This window comes from Paenibacillus sp. 2RAB27, assembly GCF_052115445.1.
GTDB lineage: Bacteria > Bacillota > Bacilli > Paenibacillales > NBRC-103111 > Paenibacillus_E.
This window is the reverse complement of the sequence record NZ_JBFRGR010000004.1, coordinates 267436-292736: the sequence shown is the minus strand read 5'-3', so window position 1 is coordinate 292736 and position 25301 is coordinate 267436. Positions and strand designations below refer to the sequence as shown.

23 protein-coding genes and 1 pseudogene are annotated in these 25301 nt (G+C 44.5%); 13 read left to right on the top strand and 11 right to left on the bottom strand.

The genetic code is table 11. The annotated features are described in order from the left end of the window. Positions 1-73 precede the first annotated feature (73 nt). Positions 74-1267 (top strand): putative glycoside hydrolase, encoded by a 1194-nt coding sequence (locus tag AB4114_RS08520; protein WP_441988066.1) that lies wholly within the window; start codon positions 74-76, stop codon positions 1265-1267. Between the two features lie 135 nt (positions 1268-1402). Then, positions 1403-2359 carry a D-2-hydroxyacid dehydrogenase gene (locus AB4114_RS08515; protein ID WP_441988065.1) on the top strand — a complete coding sequence of 319 codons (957 nt, stop codon included), beginning with the start codon at positions 1403-1405 and terminating at the stop codon, positions 2357-2359. 532 nt (positions 2360-2891) lie between these two features. Here the strand turns inward: AB4114_RS08515 and serS are convergent. From serS to AB4114_RS08490, 5 genes are all read right to left on the bottom strand, one after another. After that, entirely contained in the window at positions 2892-4172 is a 1281-nt protein-coding gene (gene serS, locus AB4114_RS08510; protein ID WP_441988064.1) for a serine--tRNA ligase, read from the bottom strand. Positions 4173-4475: 303 nt separating this feature from the next. Beyond that, positions 4476-5444 (bottom strand): 6-phosphofructokinase, encoded by a 969-nt coding sequence (gene pfkA, locus AB4114_RS08505; RefSeq protein ID WP_441988063.1) that lies wholly within the window; start codon positions 5442-5444, stop codon positions 4476-4478. 37 nt (positions 5445-5481) lie between these two features. Next, entirely contained in the window at positions 5482-6507 is a 1026-nt protein-coding gene (locus AB4114_RS08500) for a tetraprenyl-beta-curcumene synthase family protein (RefSeq protein ID WP_441988151.1), read from the bottom strand. Between the two features lie 43 nt (positions 6508-6550). Next, positions 6551-7183, bottom strand: coding sequence for a hypothetical protein (locus tag AB4114_RS08495; protein WP_441988062.1), 633 nt, complete (start codon positions 7181-7183; stop codon positions 6551-6553). A 28-nt stretch (positions 7184-7211) separates the two neighbouring features. Beyond that, on the bottom strand, positions 7212-7526 hold the full coding sequence (locus AB4114_RS08490) for a hypothetical protein (protein ID WP_441988061.1): 315 nt from the start codon (positions 7524-7526) through the stop codon (positions 7212-7214). Between the two features lie 169 nt (positions 7527-7695). Here AB4114_RS08490 and AB4114_RS08485 point away from each other — a divergent pair, with 169 nt between their 5' ends. The 3 genes from AB4114_RS08485 (at position 7696) to AB4114_RS08475 (ending at position 11031) form a co-directional block, all read left to right on the top strand. Next, complete coding sequence (locus AB4114_RS08485; protein ID WP_441988060.1) at positions 7696-9030, top strand: multi antimicrobial extrusion protein MatE; 1335 nt, start codon at positions 7696-7698, stop codon at positions 9028-9030. A 20-nt stretch (positions 9031-9050) separates the two neighbouring features. After that, the gene (locus tag AB4114_RS08480) at positions 9051-10229 is read left to right on the top strand and encodes an MFS transporter (protein WP_441988059.1); all 1179 of its coding nucleotides are present in this window, start codon (positions 9051-9053) and stop codon (positions 10227-10229) included. A 154-nt stretch (positions 10230-10383) separates the two neighbouring features. After that, complete coding sequence (locus AB4114_RS08475; protein WP_441988150.1) at positions 10384-11031, top strand: nitroreductase family protein; 648 nt, start codon at positions 10384-10386, stop codon at positions 11029-11031. Positions 11032-11512: 481 nt separating this feature from the next. Here AB4114_RS08475 and AB4114_RS08470 read toward each other — a convergent pair whose 3' ends face one another. Next, complete coding sequence (locus AB4114_RS08470; protein ID WP_441988058.1) at positions 11513-13738, bottom strand: MMPL family transporter; 2226 nt, start codon at positions 13736-13738, stop codon at positions 11513-11515. Between the two features lie 122 nt (positions 13739-13860). Between AB4114_RS08470 and AB4114_RS08465 the strand changes: the two genes are divergently transcribed. Next, positions 13861-14481 carry a TetR/AcrR family transcriptional regulator gene (locus tag AB4114_RS08465; protein ID WP_171634012.1) on the top strand — a complete coding sequence of 207 codons (621 nt, stop codon included), beginning with the start codon at positions 13861-13863 and terminating at the stop codon, positions 14479-14481. A 123-nt stretch (positions 14482-14604) separates the two neighbouring features. Here AB4114_RS08465 and AB4114_RS08460 read toward each other — a convergent pair whose 3' ends face one another. After that, positions 14605-14802: a cold shock domain-containing protein gene (locus tag AB4114_RS08460; RefSeq protein ID WP_028556542.1), complete on the bottom strand. Its 198-nt coding sequence runs from the start codon at positions 14800-14802 to the stop codon at positions 14605-14607. A gap of 139 nt (positions 14803-14941) precedes the next feature. Further along, positions 14942-15646 (bottom strand): methyltransferase domain-containing protein, encoded by a 705-nt coding sequence (locus tag AB4114_RS08455; RefSeq protein WP_441988057.1) that lies wholly within the window; start codon positions 15644-15646, stop codon positions 14942-14944. Between the two features lie 189 nt (positions 15647-15835). Here AB4114_RS08455 and AB4114_RS08450 point away from each other — a divergent pair, with 189 nt between their 5' ends. The 5 genes and pseudogenes from AB4114_RS08450 to AB4114_RS08430 all read left to right on the top strand — a co-directional run bounded on the left by AB4114_RS08450 (position 15836) and on the right by AB4114_RS08430 (position 19907). Next, positions 15836-16081 carry a hypothetical protein gene (locus tag AB4114_RS08450; RefSeq protein WP_441988056.1) on the top strand — a complete coding sequence of 82 codons (246 nt, stop codon included), beginning with the start codon at positions 15836-15838 and terminating at the stop codon, positions 16079-16081. A 265-nt stretch (positions 16082-16346) separates the two neighbouring features. After that, positions 16347-16988 (top strand): annotated as a pseudogene (locus AB4114_RS08445) (TerC family protein); the annotation flags it as partial. 277 nt (positions 16989-17265) lie between these two features. Next, positions 17266-17448 (top strand): hypothetical protein, encoded by a 183-nt coding sequence (locus AB4114_RS08440; protein ID WP_028556538.1) that lies wholly within the window; start codon positions 17266-17268, stop codon positions 17446-17448. 248 nt (positions 17449-17696) lie between these two features. Next, positions 17697-19487 carry an oligoendopeptidase F gene (gene pepF / locus AB4114_RS08435; protein ID WP_441988055.1) on the top strand — a complete coding sequence of 597 codons (1791 nt, stop codon included), beginning with the start codon at positions 17697-17699 and terminating at the stop codon, positions 19485-19487. A 114-nt stretch (positions 19488-19601) separates the two neighbouring features. Then, complete coding sequence (locus AB4114_RS08430; protein WP_441988054.1) at positions 19602-19907, top strand: LapA family protein; 306 nt, start codon at positions 19602-19604, stop codon at positions 19905-19907. A gap of 29 nt (positions 19908-19936) precedes the next feature. On the opposite strand, the gene AB4114_RS08425 is transcribed toward AB4114_RS08430, so the two are convergent. Then, entirely contained in the window at positions 19937-20749 is an 813-nt protein-coding gene (locus tag AB4114_RS08425; protein WP_441988149.1) for a DUF92 domain-containing protein, read from the bottom strand. Positions 20750-20952: 203 nt separating this feature from the next. Between AB4114_RS08425 and AB4114_RS08420 the strand changes: the two genes are divergently transcribed. Continuing rightward, a complete protein-coding gene (locus AB4114_RS08420) occupies positions 20953-22146 on the top strand; it encodes an HD domain-containing phosphohydrolase (protein ID WP_441988053.1) in 1194 nt (397 codons plus the stop codon). Positions 22147-22208: 62 nt separating this feature from the next. Here AB4114_RS08420 and AB4114_RS08415 read toward each other — a convergent pair whose 3' ends face one another. Continuing rightward, positions 22209-22835: a fumarylacetoacetate hydrolase family protein gene (locus AB4114_RS08415; protein ID WP_441988052.1), complete on the bottom strand. Its 627-nt coding sequence runs from the start codon at positions 22833-22835 to the stop codon at positions 22209-22211. 18 nt (positions 22836-22853) lie between these two features. Next, on the bottom strand, positions 22854-24131 hold the full coding sequence (locus AB4114_RS08410) for a CapA family protein (protein ID WP_441988051.1): 1278 nt from the start codon (positions 24129-24131) through the stop codon (positions 22854-22856). 313 nt (positions 24132-24444) lie between these two features. Here AB4114_RS08410 and AB4114_RS08405 point away from each other — a divergent pair, with 313 nt between their 5' ends. Beyond that, positions 24445-25254, top strand: a complete 810-nt coding sequence (locus AB4114_RS08405; protein WP_441988050.1) for a metallophosphoesterase family protein — start codon at positions 24445-24447, stop codon at positions 25252-25254. Positions 25255-25301: the final 47 nt, after the last annotated feature.

Genomic DNA, 25301 nt, shown 5'->3' with positions numbered 1-25301 from the left:
TTCCTCTGTGCGTAGTTTCCCGCTTAGCTTATAATGAAAGCTAGAAACAAGGATTGGAGTGGACTTATACATCATGGAAATATTACTCGCCTCACTTGCCCTTATCTGGGGTAATGTTACGGCCGCAAACCCCGATGCAAGCTTTGAACAGCTTGTGCAAGCTTCGCTTGATGCGAAGAACGCTGTTGCTATCGTTCAACCCATCACGCCTACGACACCTTCGGAAGCTATGGATCCTCTCGCACCTGTCAACAAGGTAGATCCACAGAAAGATGCTCCTGTCGTTAAAGGGATCTACTCCACTGCTCACAGTGCTGGCGGTTCACGACTCAATACGCTTGTAAAATTACTTGATGATACCGATTTGAATGCGATGGTTATCGATGTGAAAGATGACTGGGGCTACATCACTTGGGAGACTGGGAATGCCGAGCTTGATGCAATGGGAACCACGCAGAAAATCATTGGCAATATGCCAGGTCTCATGACAACACTCCAAGAACATAACATTTATCCAATTGCTCGTATTGTTGTCTTCAAAGACACGATTCTTGCTAAAAAGAAACCTGAATTATCTTTCGTTAATCCAGATGGCACGTTGTGGGGGAACGGTAAAAACCCTCCTGATAGCTTCGTGAATCCGTACAGCAAAGAGGTATGGGACTACAATATCGCTGTTGCCAAAGAAGCTGTCAAAGCAGGCTTCAAAGAAATTCAGTTTGATTACGTTCGCTTCCCAGAAGGCTTCGAGAAACGAGCAGACATTCTCAAATATACCAAAGATGAGCGTTCACGAATTGATGCGGTCTCTTCCTTCGTGAAATATGCGAGGGAGCAATTATCTCCACTTGGTGTTCGTGTCTCTGTTGACATTTTCGGATATGCAGCGTCTGTTCCGGCAGCAGAAGGCATCGGTCAAGATTTCGAGAAAATCTCACAAAATGTCGATGTCATTGCTCCAATGATTTATCCAAGTCATTACAGCACAGGTTGGTTTGGCTCCAAAGTACCTGATGCTGCACCATATGCCACAATTAATGGTGCTTCAAAGGATACCAATAAGAAGCTTGAAGCTATTGATAAGAAAGGCTGGAAACCTGTTATCCGCCCTTGGATACAAGACTTCACTGCTTCTTGGGTGCCAGGCTATATTAAATACGGCAAGCATGAATTAGATGAGCAGATTCGAGCCTTGAAGGAAAACGGTGTTAATGAGTATTTACTATGGAATGCCAACAATAATTACACGGCTAACGTAAATTATTAATAGCCAACTATGTTAGTACCTCGAGAGCTATGTAGGCTCTCGGGGTATTTCTGCTTGCGGTCCGTGTTTACATTGGGTTTCCATTTCATTTATCATGGTAGTATTCATTTCAAAAATTAAAAAGGATGTGATGATATGCTGAAAATAGTTGCTGTAACAGGTATGAATCTAACTTCAATGCAAGAGCAAGTCCCTCAAGACTTGAAAGAACGCATCCAGTTTCATTGGTTTTCCTCTTCCAAGGATGCTGGCGATCTGCTCCCTGATGCTGATGTGATCATCTCAGCAGGTCGATTACACCCTGACATCGTCAGACGAGCTCAGAAGTTGAAGTGGGTGCAAACCTTATCTGCAGGCGTTGATAAACTGCCTCTTGCGGAGCTAGATCAACGTCAAGTGATTGTCACGAATGCTAGAGGTGTCCACACCATTCAAATGAGTGAATTCGCGCTGAGTCTCATGCTGCAATGGGTTCGGAAAGCTAATTTACTTCATGATAATCAGCAGCAGCACGTGTGGGACAATCAAGTTCGCTTTGGTGAATTGCACGGTAAAACGATTGGGATAATCGGGGCTGGGGCCATCGGTGAGGCTGTTGCTCGCAAAGCCAAAGCGTTCGATATGTCGGTCATCGGCCTGAATCGTTCGGGGACACCACAAGCTGCCCTCGATACAACCGTTCACGGTGAAGAGGGTCTTCAGCTGCTGCTATCACAAAGCGATTTCATTGTCGTTCTGCTTCCAAGCACAGTGAAAACACGGGGCTTCTTGCAAAAAGAGCATCTAGCGCTTATGAAGCCGAGCGCCTTTTTCATTAACTTAGCTCGCGGTGATGTGCTGGACGAACATGCTTTGATTCAAGCCATGCAGGAAGGCAAACTTGCTGGCGCAGCGTTAGATGTTTTTGAGCAAGAGCCGTTACCTGCGTCTTCCCCCCTGTGGGGCATGAAGAATGTCATCCTAACCCCTCATATTGCTGGGTCATCTGAGCATTACACGGATCGCGTTTCCACCATTTTCTATCACAATTTACGTGCGATGCTGGATGGCGGAGAGATGATCAATGTCGTGGACTTGGCAGAAGGTTATTAATTTGGTTGTCAGGCTCCCCCTGCAAACTCTAACGGACATGATGATCGTTATTTCTACACAAAAAGGATGTTTGTTAATCTAACGGACATGATTGTCGTTATTGTGCCATTTCAACTCGAATAAAGAACTAATTCTGCTGAATAGCATCCACTGTGACCGTTAGAGTTTTTAAGGTTCATATTTAAGCCAAATAGCGTCCTCTATGTCCGTAAGCGGATAAGTTGGTGAGCTGGAGCAGAAGAATTTGGGAGTTTACGGAGTTCAGGTATTCAGGTATTCAAGTATTCAGGTATTCAAGTGTTCTGGTGTTCAAGGGTTCTGGGGTTCTGGGGTTCTGGGGTTCTGGGGTTCTGGGGTTCTGGGGTTCTGGGGTTCTGGGGTTCTGGGGTTCTGGGGTTCTGGGGTTCTGGTAGTCGGGAGCTCAGAAGCTCGGAAGCCAGTAAGCACCGAAAATCCTAGCCAAAGTAAATCCGCCGCTCTCAACAAAAAGCCCCTTATCCTACTGAAACACTTAGGATAAGGGGCTTTCTCTTTAAACGCTAATGGCTTCCAGCCCTCGCATATACGGTCGCAACGCAGGTGGGATATAAATCGAGCCATCTGCCTGTTGGTGATTTTCAAGCAATGGAATAAGGATCCGCGGCGATGCAACGGCGGTATTATTCAACGTGTAACAATAACGCAACTCACCTTCTGGATCCCGATAGCGTAAATTACTGCGCCTAGCTTGGAAATCCAGCAGGCTCGACGATGAATGCGTTTCACCGTATGCCCCTCGGCTAGGCATCCATGTTTCAATATCGAATTGCTTGTAGTTTTTGGCCCCCATGTCCCCCGAGCACACCGCTACAATGCGGTATGGCAGTTCTAGACAAGCAAGTAAATCCTCGGCATTTTGTGTAATCAACTGCAGCATGCGATCTGCCTCATCCGTATTATTTTCGCAGAGAATCACTTGCTCAACTTTGGCGAATTGATGAACTCGATATAAGCCTCGTACATCTCTTCCCGCTGAGCCCGCTTCCTTCCGGAAGCAGTTCGATACGGCAGCTAGCTGAATCGGCCCCTCCGATAGATCGACGATCTCCCCTCCATAGTACGAAATCAACGGACCTTCCGAAGTACCGACTAACCATGTGTTGTCCGCAGGAAGCTCATACGTTTGATCTTTGCCTGCTGGAAAGAAAGCCGCATTCAGCAGTATTTCCTCCCGTACCATGAGCGGTACATCCATGACGGTGAATCCACGATCCGTTAGCAAGTCTATGGCCAGCTGCTGGACAGCCCTGTGCAAATAAAGCCCCATCCCTTTGAGATAATAGTTGCGGCTGCCTGCGATCTTCACACCCCGAGCAACATCAATCATGTTCAGCGCTTCACCAAGCTGAAGGTGATCTTTCATCTCAAAGTTAAAAGTTGGCTTATCTCCAATGACCTTCAGCTCTACATTCTCTTGATCGCTCTCACCTATTGGTGTATCCGGCGAAGCTAGATTCGGTATTTTCAGCATGAGTTCCTTGAATCTCTGTTCATACTCGTTCAATTCCGCTTCAAGTAGGGTTAAGCCCTGATTCCAGCCACGGACTTTCTCCTTCAAGCCTTCTGCCTCGGCGGTTTTCCTATGCATCATTAACGATGCGATTTGCTCCGAAGCACGATTGCGATCTGCGCGCAGCAGATCAACTTGGCCCAGCAATTCTCTTTTCTTCTCATCGACTACGAGCAGTTCCTCAACGTGGCATTCTACACCTTTTCGAATCGCTGCTTCTTTCACTTGATCTTGGTTGTTTCGAATCCATTTGATATCCAGCATGTTCCGTCACCGCTTCCTTTTCTTATTGGTGAAAAAGACAAAAAACGCCCTCAGTCCGATTGGGACGAGGAGCGTTCTGCTCGCGGTGCCACCCAACTTGATGATGACATGAATAGTCATCATCCGCTTGGTTCCGCGATAACGGGCGGTGCCGGTTTATTTAGAGAAGGCTTTGGGGCGATCCTTCCGATCATGAACGTCTCCGAGTTGGATGCTCTTCATAGACATGATGTCAATTTATATGTTGTTCGCTATTATAGCCGAAATGCAAATGAAGATCAACACCTATTCACAAAATTAGGCTTATTGAGACAAACGGCTAGCCAATTCATAAAGTTCCATGTTAAAGCTACGTTTCGTGTTGACAACAAGATCGATATCCGTTGCCACAAGCTCACCTTTGATAATACCGCAAGCTTTGGAAGAATCACCCTCCATCAGTTTGCGAACAGCAAAATCACCTAGACGGCTTGCCAAGATACGGTCATTATGCGTAGGCGCACCACCGCGTTGAATATGACCAAGAACGGTTACACGAGGCTCAATGCCATTCGTTTCCGTGATCTGTTTCGCAATGCCTTCACCAGTTCCTGCTCCTTCAGCTACAAGGATAATACTGTGACGTTTGCCATGGTTGAAGTTATCCTTCATCCGATTAGCAACCTCGGTAACATCCACGTTCACCTCTGGCACAATAATGGTTTCAGCACCGCTGGCAAGTCCCGCATACAGGGCAATTTCACCACAATGACGTCCCATAACTTCGACAACCGATGAACGTTCATGAGATGTCATCGTATCCCGCAGCTTATTAATGGCATCCACAACGATACTTACAGCTGTATCGAACCCAATTGTAAAATCAGTGAATGGGATATCGTTGTCGATTGTCCCCGGAAGGCCCATCGTTTTGATACCCAATTTGCTAAGCTTGTTCGCACCTTGATAGGAACCATCTCCACCAATAACAACTAGGCCGTCAATTCCGCGTCTACGCAAGTTGTCTGCACCCATTTGCTGTCCTTCAGGTGTCATAAATTCTTTACAACGAGCCGTTTGGAGAATCGTTCCCCCACGCTGAATAATGTCACCTACGCTACGCAAGTCCATTTTACGAATATCATCATTAATAAGACCTTGATATCCGCGTTGAACGGCATACACTTCGAGCCCATGGTATAATGCACTTCGAACAACCGCTCGAACCGCTGCATTCATACCTTGAGAATCTCCTCCACTGGTTAAAACGGCAATTGATTTTACTGCTGACATATTAAATTTCCTCCTTCATAATTCTTGTGAATGACATTCATGATGTCGTACGGATGTACATACTATTTATCCAGAAAAATAGCCTGGTTAAAGGACTGTTTTTCATCAGACGCTTTGAGATTTTCTTCACTTGATGTTGACTGTTGACCTTAGGGTCAGATAAATAGAGAGCAAGCAAACCTTCGATAATCATACGATGAAATCTCGGATGTTCCAAGAACAAAATTTTACTCCTCGCCTCTTGGACAATGAAAGCGATTCGCTCTACGGTTGTATCTAACGAATCGTAGTAGGTACAGAAATTCAAGTCTCCACCTACAATATCTTCTTCCTGATCAATTAAATAATCAAGCAGAATATGAAGTCCGCACACATAAGGAAAATAAGCTTCCCGGATGGAATCCACTTGCTTGTCCGTCAGATTCGGATCACACCCACCCAAAAATAACATAAACATGCCTAACGTTGAACCCGTTGCAGCTGCAAACTCATTCCAATCAATCTGGCTATATTTATGGTGATGATCATCCCACCATTGATGCAGCTGTGGCTCGCGTAAATCCTTACGAATATGCTTGTACACCTGCAAATCACAGTATAAGCCTACAAATTCTTTGACCTGGTCAGCTACTTTCAAATACGATGGCATCTGGCTAATAGAAGTTTGGCATTGCTGAACAAGGTCTTTTAAATAGCCGCCGTCTTCTTTCTCATCTCTGAACGCATAGTAATCATGCAAAGGCTTCGCAGGATCAACTGCATCCAGCATAGATTGATGCAATTGTCGAAAATCCTTAGGATCCAGCGACGTGCTTCGATCACATAAATTATCCAAGTAGTCACTGATGGACTGGAATGCGACGATGAGTGGAATAAGCACGTGGCGCATCGATAAATGAGCAGCTGCATACACAGCTCCTCCTTGACAATGAAATTGCTTCATTGCAATGCTTGCTAGCGCTTGCGTACGAAGCTCTTCATCGGGAATACTTGCCGCTCTACTTTTCCAGAAGCTCAATTGTTCATTGACACCGGGTAAAATATAGCGATACACACTAATCATTAATCGAATTGGCCCCTGCGGAACCTTCGCATGGCTCATTATTCTACTTTTGTCCAATTGCTTCAAGTAAACTTCCTCCACAACTTTGTTCATAGCAGAATTGAAGTAATAATTGCATTTCAGATCGCTGTATTTGGCGTAACCAACTATCAACTGTAGGATTCTGAACAAGCGATACCTGAATTTCAATCACATCAATAAATACGTATGGATTCCAAACTGGCGATGTTACAAGTACTTCAAGCTTATGTCGAAGTGCTTCATTGTCCAATTCCATGAAGTCTTTAAGCGATAGATTATCTCTTACAAATTGGATTAGATTAGAATAAATAGGATGATGACCAACATCGTTAAACCAGTATTTCGCATTACTATAATCGCCTTCCATCCGATGCATTAGCGCATGCCAGTAACTCCCGGTTGGATTGGTAATTTCCTGCGATATATCGTGAGATTTATCTAAACTTTCATTTAGAAGAAACAAGCCTGCTTTAATAGCTAATCCATAGGGGAGTTGCTCCGGACTTCCTTCCGTAATCAATGATGTTGAAAGTCCTTCAATCCGTGCATCCATCGCGACGTCCCACTCTTCAATTGGATAAAGCGCAGGGAGATGCTCCAGAAGTGGTTTCGCTATCGTTTCTAACCAGTTATTCCCATCCTTATTGCTATGCATGCAGTCATTCTCCCTTCATTGACAACCATTAATGGTGGGTTTTTGATTCCAAATCCTGATTAGTCCGAAACCAGAGATGAAGATCATTTATGATTGAAGCCAAGTCAGCAATATCGGAATTCAAACGGCAGGAGGTTACAAAATCGTCTTCCTTATCGAGTTTATTTTGCTTTTCAATAATTTGTGCTTCCAATTTCATAATACGATCTGGAATAACGCCTCGTATTTGTTCCCACTGTAATAACAGATTTATGCGAACAACAGCATCATACATTTCCCACTCCAATTCCAAAACAGGAATCTCAATGCCGAGTCTCTCATCATACTGAAAATAGCTGTTCATTCCTGTGTACCTCCTTGCAGGCAAAACTGTCTGTCTTATTCAAGAAACATTCTACCTTTAAATGTATCACTTCAAACCTTCGGTTTCCAGTTAAAATTGTATGTCATCCCGATTTCATTTTCTGATATACTTAAGAAATGTTTGCAAAACGCGAAGGAGTGCGATTTGGATGAATGCTAAGACAATAAAGGAAACCATCACATGGAAACAGCTCATCTCCTTTTTCCTCCCCCTCGGACTTTCTGCAACGCTTGTAACCCTCTCGCATGTTATTATTAACAGCACCTTGGCTAGGGCAGATAATCCCGAGGTCGTCATCGCCAGCTATGCCATTCCCCTAAGTCTACTAGGACTGACTGAAAGACCCGTTGTATTGCTACGACAAGCCTGCTCGGCACTTGTCAGGGACCGGATTTCGTTCCGTGCCATGGGCGTTGTCAGCTCATACGTTTTTGCCTGTATCATCCTGCTTGGCCTCATACTCTGTTACACACCGGTTGGAGAATGGGTGTTTCTTTATTTTTTCGGCGTAGAACGTGAAATGCTAGCTGCTACATTAAGTGTTTATCGCATCCTCATGTATGTAAGCATCTTCTCTGGTTTACGTTGTTTATTTCACGGAATTATCATTTTCAATATGCGTACCAAATGGCTCACTATCGGCATGGGCGTAAGGATTATCGCGATGTATTTCTTATCTTTATATTTCATCACAACGGATAATGTCTCCAGTGGTAAAGTAGGTGCCATTATTTTCCTTGTCGGTATGGTCATTGAAGCAGCTGTTGCGATTTGGGAGGGGACAAGCTTACTCAAGCATGTTATTCCGGAGAAAGCACCCAATCATCCAATTGAGACGAAGCAGCAAATTTTTAGCTTTTACAAACCGCTCTTATATTCATCTGTTATCGCAGTCATTATTGGACCATCAATTAATGCAATGTTAGGTAAAACAACACATATCCATCTAGCTATCTCATCCTTTGCGATCGCTGGATCCTTAACACAGTTAGTTATGAGTTTCTTCTCCTACATACATCAAATCGTCTTAAATTTCTATCGTAAAGATGCTGTGCGAGTCAAAAAATTCATTCTCCTGCTTAGCTTCATTCCAGGAGCACTAATTGCCATACTGGCTTATACGCCGATCGGCCCTTGGTTTATGACTCACGTCATGGGTGTAAATGCAGAACTGAAACAAGCAAGCCTAAGTGCCATGCGAATTTTCATGATCATGACGATTGTATTCCCGTGGCTTGATTATATGAATGGGATTATTATGCTGCGCGGCCAAACAAAAATCATGGTTTTCTCGCAATCTGCGAATGCTACTATTACGGTAATCACTTTATTCGTTGCCATTGCAACGGTTCCTAGCTGGAACGGGATGATCGGCGCGCTAGCCCAATCTGTAGGCATGTTAGCAGAACTGCTTGTCGTCATCTATGTGCTCAAACGAACAAATGATGTGCAACAACTTAGTCAACCTCAAGAAAATATGTAACGAAATGGTGATGATTACGCTTGGCAAATTCAAATGAGATTGATAGAAATGATCGATTGCTTAAAATGTTTACTTTTTCATTTTTTATGACGATGGGGATTGTCGTGACTTTTTTCCCGCTTTATTTCGATTATAAAGGATATTCTAAGATCCAAATCGGCTTGCTCTACGCCATCGGACCACTGATCGGCATTGCAACCAACCTATTGTGGGGGTTCCTGAGCGACCGGTTTCAAACCGTCAAGAAAATCATGATTATTCTGATCCTCGGCCAGCTCGTCACTGCCGTCTTGGTTTCTACCGCAGGCTGGTTTTCCCTGCTCTACGTCTGTTTGGCAGCGTTTTTCTTCTTCCAACAGCCCGTGAACTCCTTGAATGACAGCCAAGTTATGCTGCATGTCCGATCGAGTGGAAAAAGCTACGCCTCATTCCGCGTGTATGGCTCCATTGGCTTCGCCCTTTCAGCCGGCGGATTCGGTCTAATCCTACGAGCCTATGGAACGGGACTTACACCTATCTTGCTTTTTATAACGATCGGCTGTACATTAATCATTCTTTTTCTGCTGAAAGATACGCGTCAAGGCGGCAAAAAAATGGCCTTTGGCGGTATGGTGAACATTATCCGTTCCAAAAAATTCATTTGGTTCCTTACGCTTGTGATCATCATGTCGGTATCACATCGGTTCAATGATGGCTTCTTAGCACTGTATATGCGTCAGCTCGGTGCTTCTGATTCACTCATCGGATATGCGTGGATGACATCCGCACTCAGTGAAATTCCGGTCTTTTTCTATCTCAGCAGACACGGGCATCGCTTCAAGGAATTACCCTTACTTGCCTTTGCTGGTGTGATTTACGCTTTCCGCTTCGTCATGATGAGTTTCATTCAGGATCCAGTTTGGGTTATCGGCATTCAGCTTCTACATAGCTTAACTTTCGGTGTTTTCCTCTTCACAGCGAATCGTTATTTGAGTCAAATTATTCCTGATGAGTACCGCTCTTCAGGTCAAGCCATATTCGCTGTCGCCTGGTCTAGTATAGCTGGTTTGATAAGCGGCACGGCAGGTGGTTGGATCTATAACGAAGCTGGTGGAAGTACCGTTTATATGATTGCAGCGTGCTTATCAATAACGTCAGCCATAGGCTTTCTGTGCACGTATTTGTTTCAAAAGAATGAGGAAGCCCTTCCTAGTCGTTGATAAAAGAATGCTTACTTCCTTAGTACTTGAGCATATTGGGAGTAACAGCAGTTGTACTCCTTGATGATCTCCCCTATAATAAGGATATAGTCTTAGTACCAAGTAATAATCCAAGATGAACATTATGAGCAGCAAAGGTAGGTACACATTTATTATGATGTATGAAGATTTCAAAACCATCGTTTTAGAACGACGCAGCATTCGCAACTTTACCGAGCAAACCGTTGCAGTTGAAGATATTCGCGAAATTATCGACTGTGCTCGTTATGCTCCCAGCGATACGAACTCACAAACATGGAAATTTATCGCCATTCGAAATACAGAGAAAATCAAACATATCGAGCAATTAACTTGGGATCAGCTGCATTTACGTGCCGCGGCTGCCGAGGAGAAAGGGCTATCCAGAGAAGCACGCATGCTAGTGAGATCCTTCGGGCCTTACGCAACAGCATTCTCGGACGCGCCTGTACTCATCATTTGCTTGGCGACACCTTATGAATCCAAATTCCGTGATCGCATCTTCGACCCCATTCAATTGGTCGATGATCATGTTTGGGCCGAAGAAGGCATCAAGAGCTCTTGCCTTGCTTCGCAGAACTTGATGCTTGCTGCGCACGCTAGAGGACTCGCTACATGCCCTATGACAGGCCCTGTGCTGTTAGCACAGGATCAAATCCGGGCTTACCTGGAGATTCCAGCAGAGTATCAAATTAACATGGTCATTTCCCTTGGCTATCCGAAGGATAAGCCTAGTAAAATGGCACGTAAAGAAATTGACGATATTCTTGAAATCATCGACTAGAATAAGAAAAATGTTTATCGAAGTCCTTCAAGTATGAGTGACAGCGTAGTAAACCAAACTAAACCAGATAGCATCCGATTTTGGGGATGTTACCTGGTTTTTTTCATCCGACCGACTCACCAATCTGCCTCAATATTTACTTCTCCAGCCAAACCTTACTCCACCGCCACAAACAAATTAAATGGATTTTATGTTGTTATTTTTGCTCATTCTCCTCATTTGGGAGCGATAGATGGATTTCCTACAGTTAATTTCTGCCACAATACATTAAACGGCCAATCTACCTTATATTAGATGTACTTTTTCCATCTATTCATTTAATCTCATGCAAATCGTTAAAATCAACTGTATTTTTTACATTTATTTGAAAATCCAGTTACTTAACTGGCCACATTACTCTTCACCTTATAGAAAACACCCATACTAGACGCACATAAAAAGGAGCTGTCCGCGATTTAAACGGATGCTCCTTTTTACATACTTAATTCTTAGAACCAGACGCGAGTGGCGCACGCTTCACTTTACTTGGCCAAAACACCGCATCACCAAGCAACATCGTGATGGAAGGGACAAGGAACGGCCGTACGATGAAAGTATCTAATATAACACCGACGGCACAAATGACACCGAACTGCACAAGCACTTGAATCGGCAGCGATGCTAGAACCGCAAAGGTGCCTGCCAAAATCAAGCCCGCTGAAGTGATAACACTGCTCGTTGAGCTAACGCCTAAACGTATCGCATCCTTCAAACTCAAACGATTCCTTTCCTGCCAAATGCTCGAAATCATGAAAATATTATAATCCTCGCCTAACGCTACGAGAAAGACAAATGCATACAGCGGAATCAATCCTTGGATCGCGGCTGTATCCATGAAATAGTGCAGGATAAGCCACCCAGCACCTAACGCCGAGTAATAGGAAAGCAGTACCGTTGCTATCAGATAGACGGTTGCAACAATGGACCGTAAATACACGAGTAGCAGAATCGCGATAACCGTGATAACAACAGGGATAACAATTTTCGTATCCCGCTCTACGACGGTCTTGGTGTCATATTGGGTGGCAGTCTCTCCTCCTACCCAAACCTGCGGGTTCGCTATACCTGCCTCCATTAGCTTCTGTTCCAAGGTGTTTCGAATCTCTGGAATCCGATTGATAACAGCCAAGTCGTATGGATCTTGCTTAAAAATCAACTCATATGCCTTGTAATTGGCGTCCTTCTTACTATCCTCTGGTTTACTAACTGATTCCACATAAGGTAACTTTGACAGGACTCCTTGGACATCTGCCGTCTTACCTTCCGTGTTAACGACCACTTTGACCGGTGCCAGTGATCCCGGTGAAACATGCTCTGATAACAGGCTAAAGCCTTCTCGTGACGGCATTGTGGAAGGGAACGATTCCAAAATATTATACGTAAACTTAATTTGTGGGGCGAAAGCTGCTAAAGCAATAAGAATGATTAATGAAATTGCGAGTACGCTTTTGGGTCTTTCCGTTACCACTCGCCCAAGAGCAGTATTCAGGGCACCAACAGGCTTTTGCTCGCGAATTCGCTTCCCTTTGCGCGCTTCTTTCTCTGCTCGCATTTCTGCTGTCAACGGAATGAACGGGTAGAAAGACACACGTCCAATAATGGCAAGAAGCGCTGGGACAAGCGTTAGACTCGCAACGGCCATAATGAAGATCGCTACGCTAAACGGAATCGCGAACCGATGATTGGAGCCATAATGAGCAAATAGCAAGCCCAATAAGGAAACAATGACAGTGAGTCCACTCATCCCGATTGCACCTGTTGAACCACCGAATGAAACACGAAGTGCGGTATATTTGTCTTTCTCAACCAATAAGGCCTGTCGGTAGCGAGCCACGAAGAAGAGGCAATAATCCGTTCCTGCTCCAAACAATAGGACAGTCATAATGGAGATTGACTGCGCGTCAACGGTAATCCATCCCTGCTTTGCAAGGTAACCTAGAATAGGTGAAATGATGCCATATGCAAAACCTACACCTACTAAGGGAATAATAGCTAGAATCGGTGAGCGATATAACAGGATTAGAAGAACGAGAACAAGCAGCACGGTAGCCATGAGTAAGGCAAAATCTGCTCCTTTGAATAGCGCCGTTGCATCTGTCTGAATGCCCACTGGCCCTGTAATTCGCGCATGTAAACCATCTTCCTCAATTTTAGCTTCAAAAGGGTCACTGCCTAATTGGCTTACGGTTATCTCTTCCAGCTTCTTCATACCTTCCTGGAGGATTTCCGTTTCCGTCCCTTCGTTAAACGAAATCGGCAGGACGAGTATCTTGCCATCTTTGGACACCATGCTTTTTAACGCAGGAGCAGGCATCTGATGCAAAGGGGGCAATCCCTTCTGAGCAGCTAACGGTATATCCGTGAGCTGTTTCGTAACCTTTTGAACAGCTGCCAAATCTTGATCCGTCAGACCTGATCCACGATACCAAACAACGAGTGCTGGCACACCCTCATTACTTGGGAATTGTTCTTTCATCAACGCTGCTGCTTCTAGCGACCAAGAATCGGATGGCAGTTGCCTAGCAGCATTATTTTCTTGTGAATTGACGTTAGGTAGAAAGACAGATAAAATGCCTGTAAGTAAAATCCAAATGGCCAATGTTACCCATTTACTGCGGCGACCCGCGACAACACCGCCTATTTTACTAAAAAAAGGATTTTCATGCATGATGTAGCCTCTCTCCTTTAAAATGAAATAGTGTTATAATTATACTTGCAACAGAATTAATTATATATACTATATAGTTAATTAATCAAGTTATATTTAAAAACCTCTCAGGAGTGACACTTATGGAAAAAAAATCAAAGGCTCTCGGCAGACCTCGCGTCTCCCAGGGAGACATGCCTCTTAATCAGAAAATTCTAATGACGGCTATTCCCTTATTTTTGTCCCGGGGCTTCGAATCCGTCTCCATGGACGATATTGCCAAAGAATGCCAGGTAACGAAGGCATCTGTTTATTACTATTTCCCTTCCAAATCCGACCTGCTTACAGCCTCCATGATCCAGTTGATGGATAATGTAAGACGTGTAACCATTCAACGTTTAAGCGAACCTGCGCCGCTTCGCGAAAGGCTTCTCGGCATTACAGTGGGACATCTGAAAGCGGTCGATTTCGACCTGCATTCGTTCATGCGCAAGATGGAGGCCACACTTTCCGAAGAGCAAATGAAAGCCATGCGCAAATCCGAACAAGGTATATTGGATGCGCTCGAAACCGAATTCCAGAAGTCGATTGACTCCGGAGAAATCGGTCCAGTCAATCCACGTGTAATAGCCCGCGCCTATACTTCACTTCTCATGATGGGCCATGCGACGGACGGCGACGGAAATAAAATGTTTCCTCATGAAGGTGAAGCCGCTACGCAAATTATCGACATTCTATGGCATGGCTTATACCCGCCAAAATGACTAATGGATTAGTCATTTGCATGACATCTCCGAGCAAACAAAAAAGACAGCCCCGAGCGAACTCGAGAACTGTCTTTATTGCTTGTGCTATGACACTATTTATAAGTAGGGAATCCCAGAGTCTTATAATTTGGTGACGTTAGCTGCTTGAGGACCACGGTTACCTTGAGTAATATCAAACTCAACGGATTGGCCTTCTTCTAATGTTTTGAATCCTTCGCCCTGAATTGCGGAGAAGTGAACGAATACATCGTCGCCTCCATCAACAGAAATAAAACCGTACCCTTTTTCTGCGTTAAACCATTTCACTGTACCCTTCAAATGAACAACCTCCTAAAAATATCGCCATCTATGACGAATAAGGAAATTATACCATTTGAGTGTTGAAAAATCAACGGAAATTCCGAGGTGGATAAGCTGAAATTTGTTGATGTAGCAAGGTTTTCCACTATGCAGAGGGCTACTTTTTTATGCTTAAAAATTGATGAGAATTCGGTAGAAAAGGTAGACTAGCTTCTCGCTTTTTGACGGTAAATCCAGCCAACGCGAACTCGTTGATTAGATCAGATAGACGCGAATATTCCTCTGTGCGGAAACTCATTAGCGGATATATTCGTACCTCGCCGCCTGGCTTGCAGACACGAAGCAATTCACGAACAGCCCCTACATGAAACGCATAATCGAACTGCTCTTCATACAGAAAAAGAAAATGGCTGCACATCACGAGATCAAAGCTCTCCGATTCGAACGGTAAAGAAGGTAACGCAGCTGTATGATATCTGGCTGATCCTTCCGCGCTTGAGAAGTCCTCTATAAAACGTTGTAACGCTTGAATACGTCCTGCCTTATGGTTTTCAACATTACCGTAGAACGTCCAGTCATACACATCGGTTAGTTTTGCCATTTTAGTTGCGACAAGCTCAATCTCTTGCATGCCATGATCTGAAATAGCACTGGGCGACTTCGCATATAATGGATCAACCGCCTCTGCGTAAATCCCAAACTGCCTTGCTTCAGACGTAAACGAAGATGCGCCACCTGCGACATCCAATACTCGTTTTCCAATCAAATCTGCCTTCTGTAACATAAACATTTTCTCGTATTCGACATACGATCTCGAGGTCATTGCGACCCCAATTTGCTCATAAACACGCTTCTGTTCCATGTTCATCTCTCCTCGACTCGGCTCATAACCCCTTCCCTCTGGAAAGGATTAGGAGAATTCTATCACGAGAGATTCCCCTGTGCAACAAGAAAATAACGAAATAATCGATCCCCCTGTTTGGAAATGGCGGCATTTTATGATACGATTGTTTACATCTATAAGCTTATTACAGAAACGAGGAAAAAAACCATGTCGCATCAACCCTTCAAAAGACATACGATTTATAAAAAAGATAAATGGAACATGCTGAATGTCGAGGTTCAAGGTACCAAAATCGTTCTAACCGAAATCTCTGATCAATGGGGCGAAGAATGCCATACTTTTATTGGCCGACCTGCCATGCTTCACTGGGCTAACGAGCGCTTTACCAAAGAAAATTTCGATGGTACAGAGGAAGAATTGCAAGCTATTATGGATAATTTTAAAAACGTTTAAAAAATATGAGGACTATTTTGAAACGTACCGCATATATTAAACGTATAATCTCATAGTAACACTCCAAAGGGGAGTAGCTGAGACAGTAAAGTCGTCAATTCGGATCCTCATCAGATCCCGGCTTTATTGGCAACGACAACGTTGTTAGCAAGACCTTTGCCATGTTCATTGGTGAAGGTCTTTTTTGATGAATTAGAGCCTTCACCGTACTAATGGTGCTGGGCTCTTTTTGCATCAAAAAAACCTTGAAGGAGTGTGTTCGCGTATGGATTGGTTGTCAACTGGCTTTTTCGTCTCTCTGCTGAGTATTATTCTGATTGACCTGGTGCTTGCTGGTGATAACGCGATTGTAATTGGGATGGCTGCACGTAATTTGAAAAAGGAAACACAAAAGAAAGTCATTCTCTGGGGTACCGTTGGCGCGATTGTGATTCGTGCATTCGCAACACTTGTCGTTGTAACGCTGCTCAAAATACCTGGACTGTTGCTTATCGGCGGCATCTTGTTGTTATGGATTTCGTATAAGCTTCTGAGCGAAAAGAAAAATCATGAAACTATGCAAGTGAAAGACAGTATGTGGGCAGCCATTCGGACCATCATCATCGCGGATGCTGTCATGGGGTTAGATAATGTCATCGCAGTTGCTGGAGCGGCACACGGAAATTTCCTGCTCGTGATTATTGGTCTACTGATCAGTGTTCCTATCGTGGTCTGGGGAAGCACATTATTCATTAAATGGATCGAGAAGTATCCTTCGATTATTTATATCGGTGCAGGCGTACTTGCGCTTACCGCTGGAAAGATGATTACTGGAGAAAATTTTCTTGCTCCTTTCTTCGAATCCAATCCGTTAGGCAAGTGGTTATTCATTGGATTACTCGTCGTCCTCGTGCTTGGTGCTGGTAAATGGGCGAAAATGATTGGCTATCAGGTAAGTGTCGGGGATAGTGGTCAATTAACACTTCCCAAAGAGCTTAGTGAAGAGGCACAAATTTCTCCTGAGGATCGTTTCACAGTCAAAATGGATTCACGCGGCAAGTTCATTCTGGTGAAAGAGGAAGATGAGGATTCGAACCAAGATTCCATGCAGCATGCCGGTTGAAAAAGGAGTTTGACCCTGCGTAGCGAAAATTAGTATGATATGGAACATGTATCATACTCTATAGGAAAAAGGATGATTTTCGATGACCGATTCTGGATCTATACTCACATTTGTAATTGTATCCTTTTGCCTGGCAATCATTTTGATTATGAAAAAAGACAGCCTCCCTGCACAAATGAAACGCTATCTGGCCTTGCTGGCGATTGTTATGGTTTCCATATCCTTCGTTCTGATCTTGCTTAGCTTCTTCCGAGCAGGAACTTGAATTTACTTCCATCCAGCTTTTTCATATAATGATAATTAAACTTGCAATCGGTCATACTAGGTGAAAACCATGGATTGGGATATCAGTTAGAACATCCCTCATGGGAATATGCCGGGAGCGTGACCGCGATGCGCCTTCTTTATGTAACAGCTGTAATGGGCATTCTGCTAAGCTCCATCCCCATAGCTGATTTACACGCAAAGGATACCAGCTTACCCCAATCTCAAAACAAGGACAGGAGGGCTCCGATGACTCAATTATTGGAACGCAAGCAAGTACCGGCCGAGCACCGTTGGCAATTGGAGGATTTATTTGCTAATCAGAAGGCTTGGGATCAAGAATTTCAAGAGGTAAAAAGCTCGCTTAGCAAAGTCAGTGCCTTCCAAGGAAAACTTAATGATGCGGCTTCCGTGAAGCAAATTTTCCAATTGGAAGATGAGCTTTCTGTGAAAATGGAAAGATTATATGTCTACGCCAACATGAAGCATCATGAAGATACAGCTGAACCTGTATATCAAGCCTTATCCGAAAAAGCAAAAAAACTCAGTGTTGAAGTCGGGGAAGCAGCTTCCTTCATTTCTCCTGAAATTTTAAGCCTTTCGGACGAAAAGCTTCAGCAGCTTGTGAGTGATCCTTCCTTATCTTTTTATAAAGATACGCTTGAAGAAATGATTCGTCAGAAGCCACATACGTTATCGAAAGAACAAGAAGCACTTCTAGCTCAAGCAGGCACGATGGCGGGGGCGCCGAGTACGATTTTTGGCATGCTGAACAATGCAGACCTGAAATTTCCGAAGGTAAAGAATGAAAAAGGTGAGGAAGTTGAGCTTACCCACGGCAGCTACATTCAGTTCTTGGAGAGCCGTGACCCTGAGGTTCGGAAGCATGCATTCAAAGCGGTTTATGAAACGTACCGCAATAATCGCAATACGATTGGTGCGACACTAAGCGCGAATATCAATAAAAACATTTTCTACGCCAAAGCGCGTCACTACCCATCTGTTCTTGAATCCACGCTATTTGGTGACAATATCAAGAAAGAAGTGTATACGAACTTAATTTCCACTATTCATGAATCCCTGCCGCAGCTACAACGGTATCTCAAACTCCGCAAAAAGCTGCTCAAGGTTGATGAGTTACATATGTACGACCTCTTTGCACCGCTAGTTGAAGAATTCAAAATGGATATTACGTATCAGCAAGCCAAAGAAGAAATCAAGAAAAGCTTGGCACCACTAGGCGAAAATTACTTGAAAATTCTTCAAGACGGCTTCGATAACCATTGGATCGATGTATACGAGAACAAAAATAAGCGCAATGGTGCTTATAGCTGGGGTGCTTACGGCACACATCCGTACGTATTGTTGAACCATAAAGACAACTTGAACAGCATGTTTACGTTGACGCATGAGATGGGTCACGCGATTCATTCTTATTTGTCGGATGAGAACCAAGAGTATCGTTATGCGCAATACACTATTTTCTTAGCAGAAGTTGCTTCAACACTAAATGAAGCCCTTCTCATGGATTACCTATTGAAACGAGTAACGGATCCGAAGGAAAAAATGTACTTGCTCACCTACTACGCAGATCAGTTCCGTACGACAGTATTCCGTCAAACGATGTTTGCTGAGTTCGAAATGATCACGCATGAGAAGGCAGAAGAAGGCGAATCCCTGACACCACAAGAGTTCAGCGAAATCTACTATGGCTTGAATAAGCTGTACCATGGCAATGACATGGTTGTAGATCAAGATATCGAGATGGAATGGGCACGTATTCCTCACTTCTATAACAGCTTCTATGTTTATAAATATGCGACAGGCTTCTCTGCTGCTACATCATTTGCGAAGCAGATTTTGGATGAAGGCCAGCCAGCGGTTGACCGCTACCTCGGCTTCCTCAAAAGCGGCGGCAGTGACTACTCGCTAAACATTCTTAAGAAGGCTGGCGTGGACATGTCTACACCTGAGCCAATTAAGCAAGCGATGAGCGTATTCAGCTCGTTGCTGGACCAAATGGAAGAGTTAACGAAGTAAACGAATCCGCATTAACCTCCACCCTTTGATTGCTAATGAGGGCGGTTAGAAACGAAAAAGGTTGAAAGCAGCGGCTTTCAACCTTTTTCTTAAATAGGAGAGGATGATGGCTATATGAAGATGCAATGGATACTAATCAGCGCTTTAGTGTTTGCTCTAATCACAGCGGTTTTCGCTGTCGTCAATGTAGATCCGGTACAAGTAAACTTCATGTTCGTCACGACGTCTACCCCTTTGATTCTCGTCATTTTAACCTCAACCTTATTAGGTGGTCTAATCGTTGGTCTCTTCGGCATGGTACGTCAATATAAGCTGCAGCGTAAAGTTAAACAACTAGAGAAACAACTTCATGAAGCGCAACATCAGACACCCATATCCTCCACGGTTTCCAACCTAGAACAGGACGAGCCAAGTGTATAGACTTATTCCGCACTACTGAAAGACAACCATCAGAGAGGTAAGGTGCTCAGATAGAAGCATATTACCCCTCCGATTAAAGAGGAAGTTGCGTTTACCACATCATTACTCATCCATCTCAAACCTCGAATTTGTCTAACTTTCTGATTACAATGTTCCTGCTTCTCAATTGTTTTACCGCAAACCTCACAATGAAACATCACCTGCAGCGTCGCCCCGAACCAAGAATCCGTGAGAGATCCACCTAAACCGGCAATTGCACCTACCGCGACTAAGAACATGATCGAAGTACTGCTCCCCTGTGTCTCATCTAGTTGGTTGAAAATGCCGCCCACAAGCCCGATAAACGCCCCGCCAAGCAAGGAAGCAACGATCCCTAAACTTGTAATTCCTCCTGAAGTACCTGCTGCAACCCGCTTCCCATTCACGATAGACCGAGGGATCGACTTACTCAGCCCACCAATTTCTGTTGCCCAAGTATCCGCATTCACCGTTGCCATAACACCTATATACATAAGCCACCAGACAGGATCTGGCCAGATGGCATTTCCGATACAAAGCAGCAAACCAAGTCCTCCATTGGCGGCAACTTGCCCTGCATCTCGTCGCCCACCTTTGGCATAGCCACTTTCTGCTGCGGCTTTACGCTGTTGTTTGAGTTTGGATAGCAAGCTAGAAGAGATGAAGAACGCGATTAGTGTTCCGAACCACGCTAGACTCCCATATGCATACATTGTCGTTCCTAGTAGCACCGCTGCCACTAGCCCAGACAATGATAAGGATTTCTTCCAATAGGCAGCTCCTGCAATTATTGCGCTACCTATGAATCCATAGACGACCGGCATAAACAGCATAAATACGATTCTCCCCGTTCATTTCAATTTCTGAGCCGACATTTATTATGTCTATTGTAACATATTCTACCAAGTCTCTTCTTTGTTGCGTTTTGTAAAATTAATTCGACAATTTTCGGTTATTTCTGCAAATTATTAACCATAAATAGCCTATTCTATGATACTATAATAGTGATAAGCGATAGGAGGCTGACATGGAGCAAGATCACTTCACTACCAATTCCACATTCAAAAGAGACCTAAAACCCGAAGAAATGCTGCGTGTCATTTTCGACTATGCTTCCAAGATTGCGAACGAACGACTTCTTGATAACGTACTAATGCTGATGGCGGATATGGGTCGTGAGATGATTGTCTCCGATCGCTGTACCGTCTGGCTGCTCGATACACAAAAGAGTGAGCTGTGGTCTAAAGTGGCTCATGGTCTTGATGAAATACGGATCCCAAGCTCAGCAGGCCTCGTAGGCTATGCAGTGACGAATGATCAAGCTGTCTTCATTCATGATGCTTATACTAATGAGGAATACAAAACTTATTTGCAAAATGGCGCCATCCGTACAGACCAACAAACGGGTTATCGCACGAAAGCCTTAATGGTCATCCCCTTCCGGAATAGCCAAGGTGAGATCATGGGGGCTTATCAAGCGATTAATAAGCTTACGGCGAGCGAGCAATTCTCCGACAAGGATATGGAATATTTAACCTTGGCCTCTTCTTATGCTGGAAAATCATTGGAGTCTGCTCTCCTAACGATGGAAATCGAGGAAACACAGAAAGAAATCATTTTCCGAATGGGGGAAATTGGTGAAAGTCGTTCTAAGGAAACTGGCAATCATGTGAAGCGTGTTGCCGAGTATTCTTATTTGCTAGCGCTGGAGTTGGGAATGAGTCAAGATGAGGCTGAACTGTTGAAGATGGCCTCACCTATGCATGATATCGGCAAGGTAGCTATCCCTGATGCGGTTCTCAATAAGCCTGGCAAGCTGACCGAGGATGAGTTCAAACTCATGCAAAATCATACGTTGATCGGCTATAATCTGCTGCGAAATTCGACCCGTCATATTCTCAAAACCGCCGCGGTTGTTGCCTATGAGCATCATGAGAAATGGAATGGGCGTGGGTACCCGCGCGGTATTAAAGGTGAAGAGATACATATTTACGGTCGCATCACAGCTATAGCTGATGTCTTCGATGCCCTTGGCAGTGATCGCGTCTACAAAAAGGCGTGGGAGCTCGATCGCATTCTCCAATTGTTCCAGGAGGAACGCGGAGAGCATTTTGACCCTGATGTGGTGGATGCCTTCTTCAAACAATTACCTGCTATTCTTCGAGTAAGAGAGCAATACTCGGATGCAGCGTTAGCCAATCCAATTGAAACGAATACATAGCATGCCGATGAAAAAGGGCAGTTCTCTGAGGTCGAATTGACCTTGGAGACTGCCCTTTTCTACTATAATTTGATGGAAAAAGCTCCGAATTGCTCTTCTCCCCAGTACAACTCTAATCGGTCGCCATCTTGGACAGAGCCTACACCTTCCGGTGTCCCTGTGAAAATGATGTCGCCAGCACCTAATCCATAATGCTTCGCAATGTAATCGATGATGGTTTGAAGATCGAAAATCATATGCGAGATGTTCCCGTCCTGAACCACATGCCCATTCTGTCGAAGTTGGAAGTTCGATTTCGTCAATTCGGACTCGCCAGGAAATGGACGGAAAGTTGTGATTGGAGCTGACTTCAGGAACCCTTTGGCAGGCAGCCATGGTTGTCCCTTTTTCTTAATCACGTTCTGCACATCACGAAGTGTGAAATCAATCCCAAGTGCATATTGATCTACAATCTCATCGACTTTACTACCTTCTATGTACGGCTTCGCTATATGTAAGACGAGTTCAGTTTCATAATGAATTTCACCTTGATCACTAGGAAGTGACAGTGCGCCTCCATCCATGTGTACTAACGCATGTGTAGGCTTTGTGAAAATCATCGGTTGATCAGGGACATCGTTCCCTAGTTCTGCAGCATGTGCCCGATAGTTCCGTCCAACGCAATATATATTTCGGATCGTTGTTGTCATGTTAGATGAACACCTCTTCTATTTCTTATTCACATTGCCTTGTGCATCAACCGTGGCACCTATTGAAATTTTGTTTAATCGTTGAAATAGCTTCGCGCCATCTTCCTCATTCATCGGAGTAGGCAAGGCTAATTTCGTCATAATCGGCACTAGATGGATATTGCAGGACTTGTCCTTCGTACAAGCCGCTTCCAAGATAACGGTTTCCCAGGTTTTCGGCGTGTCATTCGTCGTAAAAATGAAGTTGCCTAAACTATAGGCAATCCATTTGCCTTTGTATTGTTCAAAGCCTTGCAGGACATGTGGATGTCCGCCTATAACTAGATCTGCCCCTGCATCAATGTAACGATGTGCGAGCTCCTTCTGATATTTATCCGGATTGTCATCGCGTTCTACACCCCAATGAGCCACAACGACAACAAGATCGGCTGTTGCTTTGGCTTTCTCAATGGCTTCAACTGGCGGCTTATAGTTATACGTTTCGGCAACCCCAGGATGACCAGGTGCAGCCTTCCACGAAGCTTCCGGAACAACACGGCTGAAACCAAAAACAGCAATCTTCATGCCATCTTTTTCCACAATGGTTGGTTGGTAGGCTTCTGAATTATCTTTGCCAGCACCTACTCGCTTAATGCCCTCTTGATCCAGTGCATTCATTGTATCTAACAAGCCTTCTGAACCGTAATCCATGATGTGATTATTGGCTAGGTTGACAATGTCAACACCTGCTTGTTTAAGCGGGGGCAATGCCTCAGGCGCAGAACGATACACGTACTCTTTGCTCTGAACGCTACCTCTAGTCGTTATCGGTGATTCCAAATTTGCAATTGTAAAATCAGCTTTGGTTAAAAAGTCTTTGACATTCGTGTACGGGTAATCATAGCCTTTTTGCTTAAGGATATCTTCCACTTTGGAGGCCATAATCACATCACCCACAAAAGTTAACTTCACTTGTGCGCCAGTTCCTACTTGATTTACCGCTGTTGGATTCGCTGATGGTGTTGGTGTCGGGGTAACGACGGTAGAAGCTTTGGGACTTGCCTGCACTGTTGAATTTCCATTCGTAGTGGAGGTTGACGGTTTGGGCGAAATAACAGCCATTGGTGTTGAAGCCGCTCCCTCTTCTTCCCCATTATTATTATTGGAGGATAAATAAGAAGCCCCGATTCCAATGGCAAAACAAGCAATCGCTGCAACTGTGAAGCCACCTAAAACTTTAAGTGAAGGCTTTTTGCTCGGATTTGATTCTTTTTTCGATTTACCGTGACGTTCTTGTCTAGATTCCAATTCAAACATTCCCCTTTCCCCCTACAAATTATAACAGAAGTCGACATCGTTGGGTAATAGTTCGTGTTCAAAAAGTCCAGTTTTCAGTACCGAGAAGATTGAAAGAAGCTAGGAAATGAGGAGCGGAGCGTAGTGAAAGCTACGTGAGCACCGGAAGTTCCGGCTGAATTCAATATTCGATGTTGAATACGCTACATGAACCACTTCGTGATCAAAAGTGGACTTCTCGAACAACCTCTAATAGGGATAGACTCTCATTTTCAGAATGTCTAGCTTATGGTATAACAGAAGCATTACATAGGATTAGAAAGGACAGGGTCGCTTGGAGAAAATCGCCATTATTTCCGATATTCATGGAAACCTACCTGCTTTGGAAGCCGTGCTTCACGATATTGAGTGCAGAGGCCTTACACGCATCATCTGTCTAGGTGATCTTGTTGGCAAAGGGCCGAGCTCTGCCGAGGTTGTCGACCTCATTAAATTGACTTGTGAAGCCGTTGTGCAAGGCAACTGGGATCTCGGCATCACAATGCCGCAGGAGCTTCCTGCTGGCATGTGGCAGCAGCAATCGCTTGGAGAGGAGCGTCTAGCCTATTTGAAGCAGCTTCCCTTCTCGATCGATGTGATGCTTAGCGGGAAACATATTCGCTTGTTCCATGCGTCGGCTCAGAGTGTCTTTCATCGATTGAAACGGGAAGCTTCGAAGAATGAGCGACTAGCGATGTTTGAAAATACGGAAATGACCGGAACCCCTGTCGATGGGACTGAGCCGGATATCGCCGGTTACGGGGATATTCATATTCCTTATATGTTGACGTTGAGCAACCCTTCGGAGAGGGGCGCGCTGAGCGAGAGCCTGACAGAGCAGAGTGCACAAACTGGGCAGCGCAGCGGGCTGATGCTGTTCAATGTGGGCAGTGTGGGCGTTCCCTACGACGGCATACCTCAGGCATGCTACTGCGTGATCGAGGGAGAGACGGATCCTGCGGTTCCAGCAGGGGTTGCGCTGCAATTCGTGCGGGTGCCCTATAACATTAAGCGAGCTGTCCAGATGGCGTACGACGTTCAGATGCCTGATAGTCGAAGGTACGAGTTGGAGATTACGACAGGACTGGTGCATTTGAGTGATTAAGTTGGTGCTCCCACTTATACCTACACCTACACCTTCCCGCTGCCCAA

Bases quoted from the DNA above. Each gene is read 5' to 3' on its own strand.
- AB4114_RS08470 (WP_441988058.1), bottom strand. From the start codon at position 13,738: ATGCATGAAAATCCTTTTTTTAGTAAAATAGGCGGTGTTGTCGCGGGT.
- AB4114_RS08415 (WP_441988052.1), bottom strand. From the start codon at position 22,835: ATGACAACAACGATCCGAAATATATATTGCGTTGGACGGAACTATCGG.
- AB4114_RS08495 (WP_441988062.1), bottom strand. From the start codon at position 7,183: ATGCATAGCAATAAGGATGGGAATAACTGGTTAGAAACGATAGCGAAA.
- pepF (WP_441988055.1), top strand. From the start codon at position 17,697: ATGACTCAATTATTGGAACGCAAGCAAGTACCGGCCGAGCACCGTTGG.
- AB4114_RS08410 (WP_441988051.1), bottom strand. From the start codon at position 24,131: ATGTTTGAATTGGAATCTAGACAAGAACGTCACGGTAAATCGAAAAAA.
- serS (WP_441988064.1), bottom strand. From the start codon at position 4,172: ATGCTGGATATCAAATGGATTCGAAACAACCAAGATCAAGTGAAAGAA.
- AB4114_RS08440 (WP_028556538.1), top strand. From the start codon at position 17,266: ATGACCGATTCTGGATCTATACTCACATTTGTAATTGTATCCTTTTGC.
- AB4114_RS08490 (WP_441988061.1), bottom strand. From the start codon at position 7,526: ATGAACAGCTATTTTCAGTATGATGAGAGACTCGGCATTGAGATTCCT.
- AB4114_RS08450 (WP_441988056.1), top strand. From the start codon at position 15,836: ATGTCGCATCAACCCTTCAAAAGACATACGATTTATAAAAAAGATAAA.
- pfkA (WP_441988063.1), bottom strand. From the start codon at position 5,444: ATGTCAGCAGTAAAATCAATTGCCGTTTTAACCAGTGGAGGAGATTCT.
- AB4114_RS08475 (WP_441988150.1), top strand. From the start codon at position 10,384: ATGATGTATGAAGATTTCAAAACCATCGTTTTAGAACGACGCAGCATT.
- AB4114_RS08425 (WP_441988149.1), bottom strand. From the start codon at position 20,749: ATGCCGGTCGTCTATGGATTCATAGGTAGCGCAATAATTGCAGGAGCT.
- AB4114_RS08430 (WP_441988054.1), top strand. From the start codon at position 19,602: ATGAAGATGCAATGGATACTAATCAGCGCTTTAGTGTTTGCTCTAATC.
- AB4114_RS08520 (WP_441988066.1), top strand. From the start codon at position 74: ATGGAAATATTACTCGCCTCACTTGCCCTTATCTGGGGTAATGTTACG.
- AB4114_RS08500 (WP_441988151.1), bottom strand. From the start codon at position 6,507: ATGATTAGTGTGTATCGCTATATTTTACCCGGTGTCAATGAACAATTG.
- AB4114_RS08455 (WP_441988057.1), bottom strand. From the start codon at position 15,646: ATGGAACAGAAGCGTGTTTATGAGCAAATTGGGGTCGCAATGACCTCG.
- AB4114_RS08420 (WP_441988053.1), top strand. From the start codon at position 20,953: ATGGAGCAAGATCACTTCACTACCAATTCCACATTCAAAAGAGACCTA.
- AB4114_RS08515 (WP_441988065.1), top strand. From the start codon at position 1,403: ATGCTGAAAATAGTTGCTGTAACAGGTATGAATCTAACTTCAATGCAA.
- AB4114_RS08485 (WP_441988060.1), top strand. From the start codon at position 7,696: ATGAATGCTAAGACAATAAAGGAAACCATCACATGGAAACAGCTCATC.
- AB4114_RS08465 (WP_171634012.1), top strand. From the start codon at position 13,861: ATGGAAAAAAAATCAAAGGCTCTCGGCAGACCTCGCGTCTCCCAGGGA.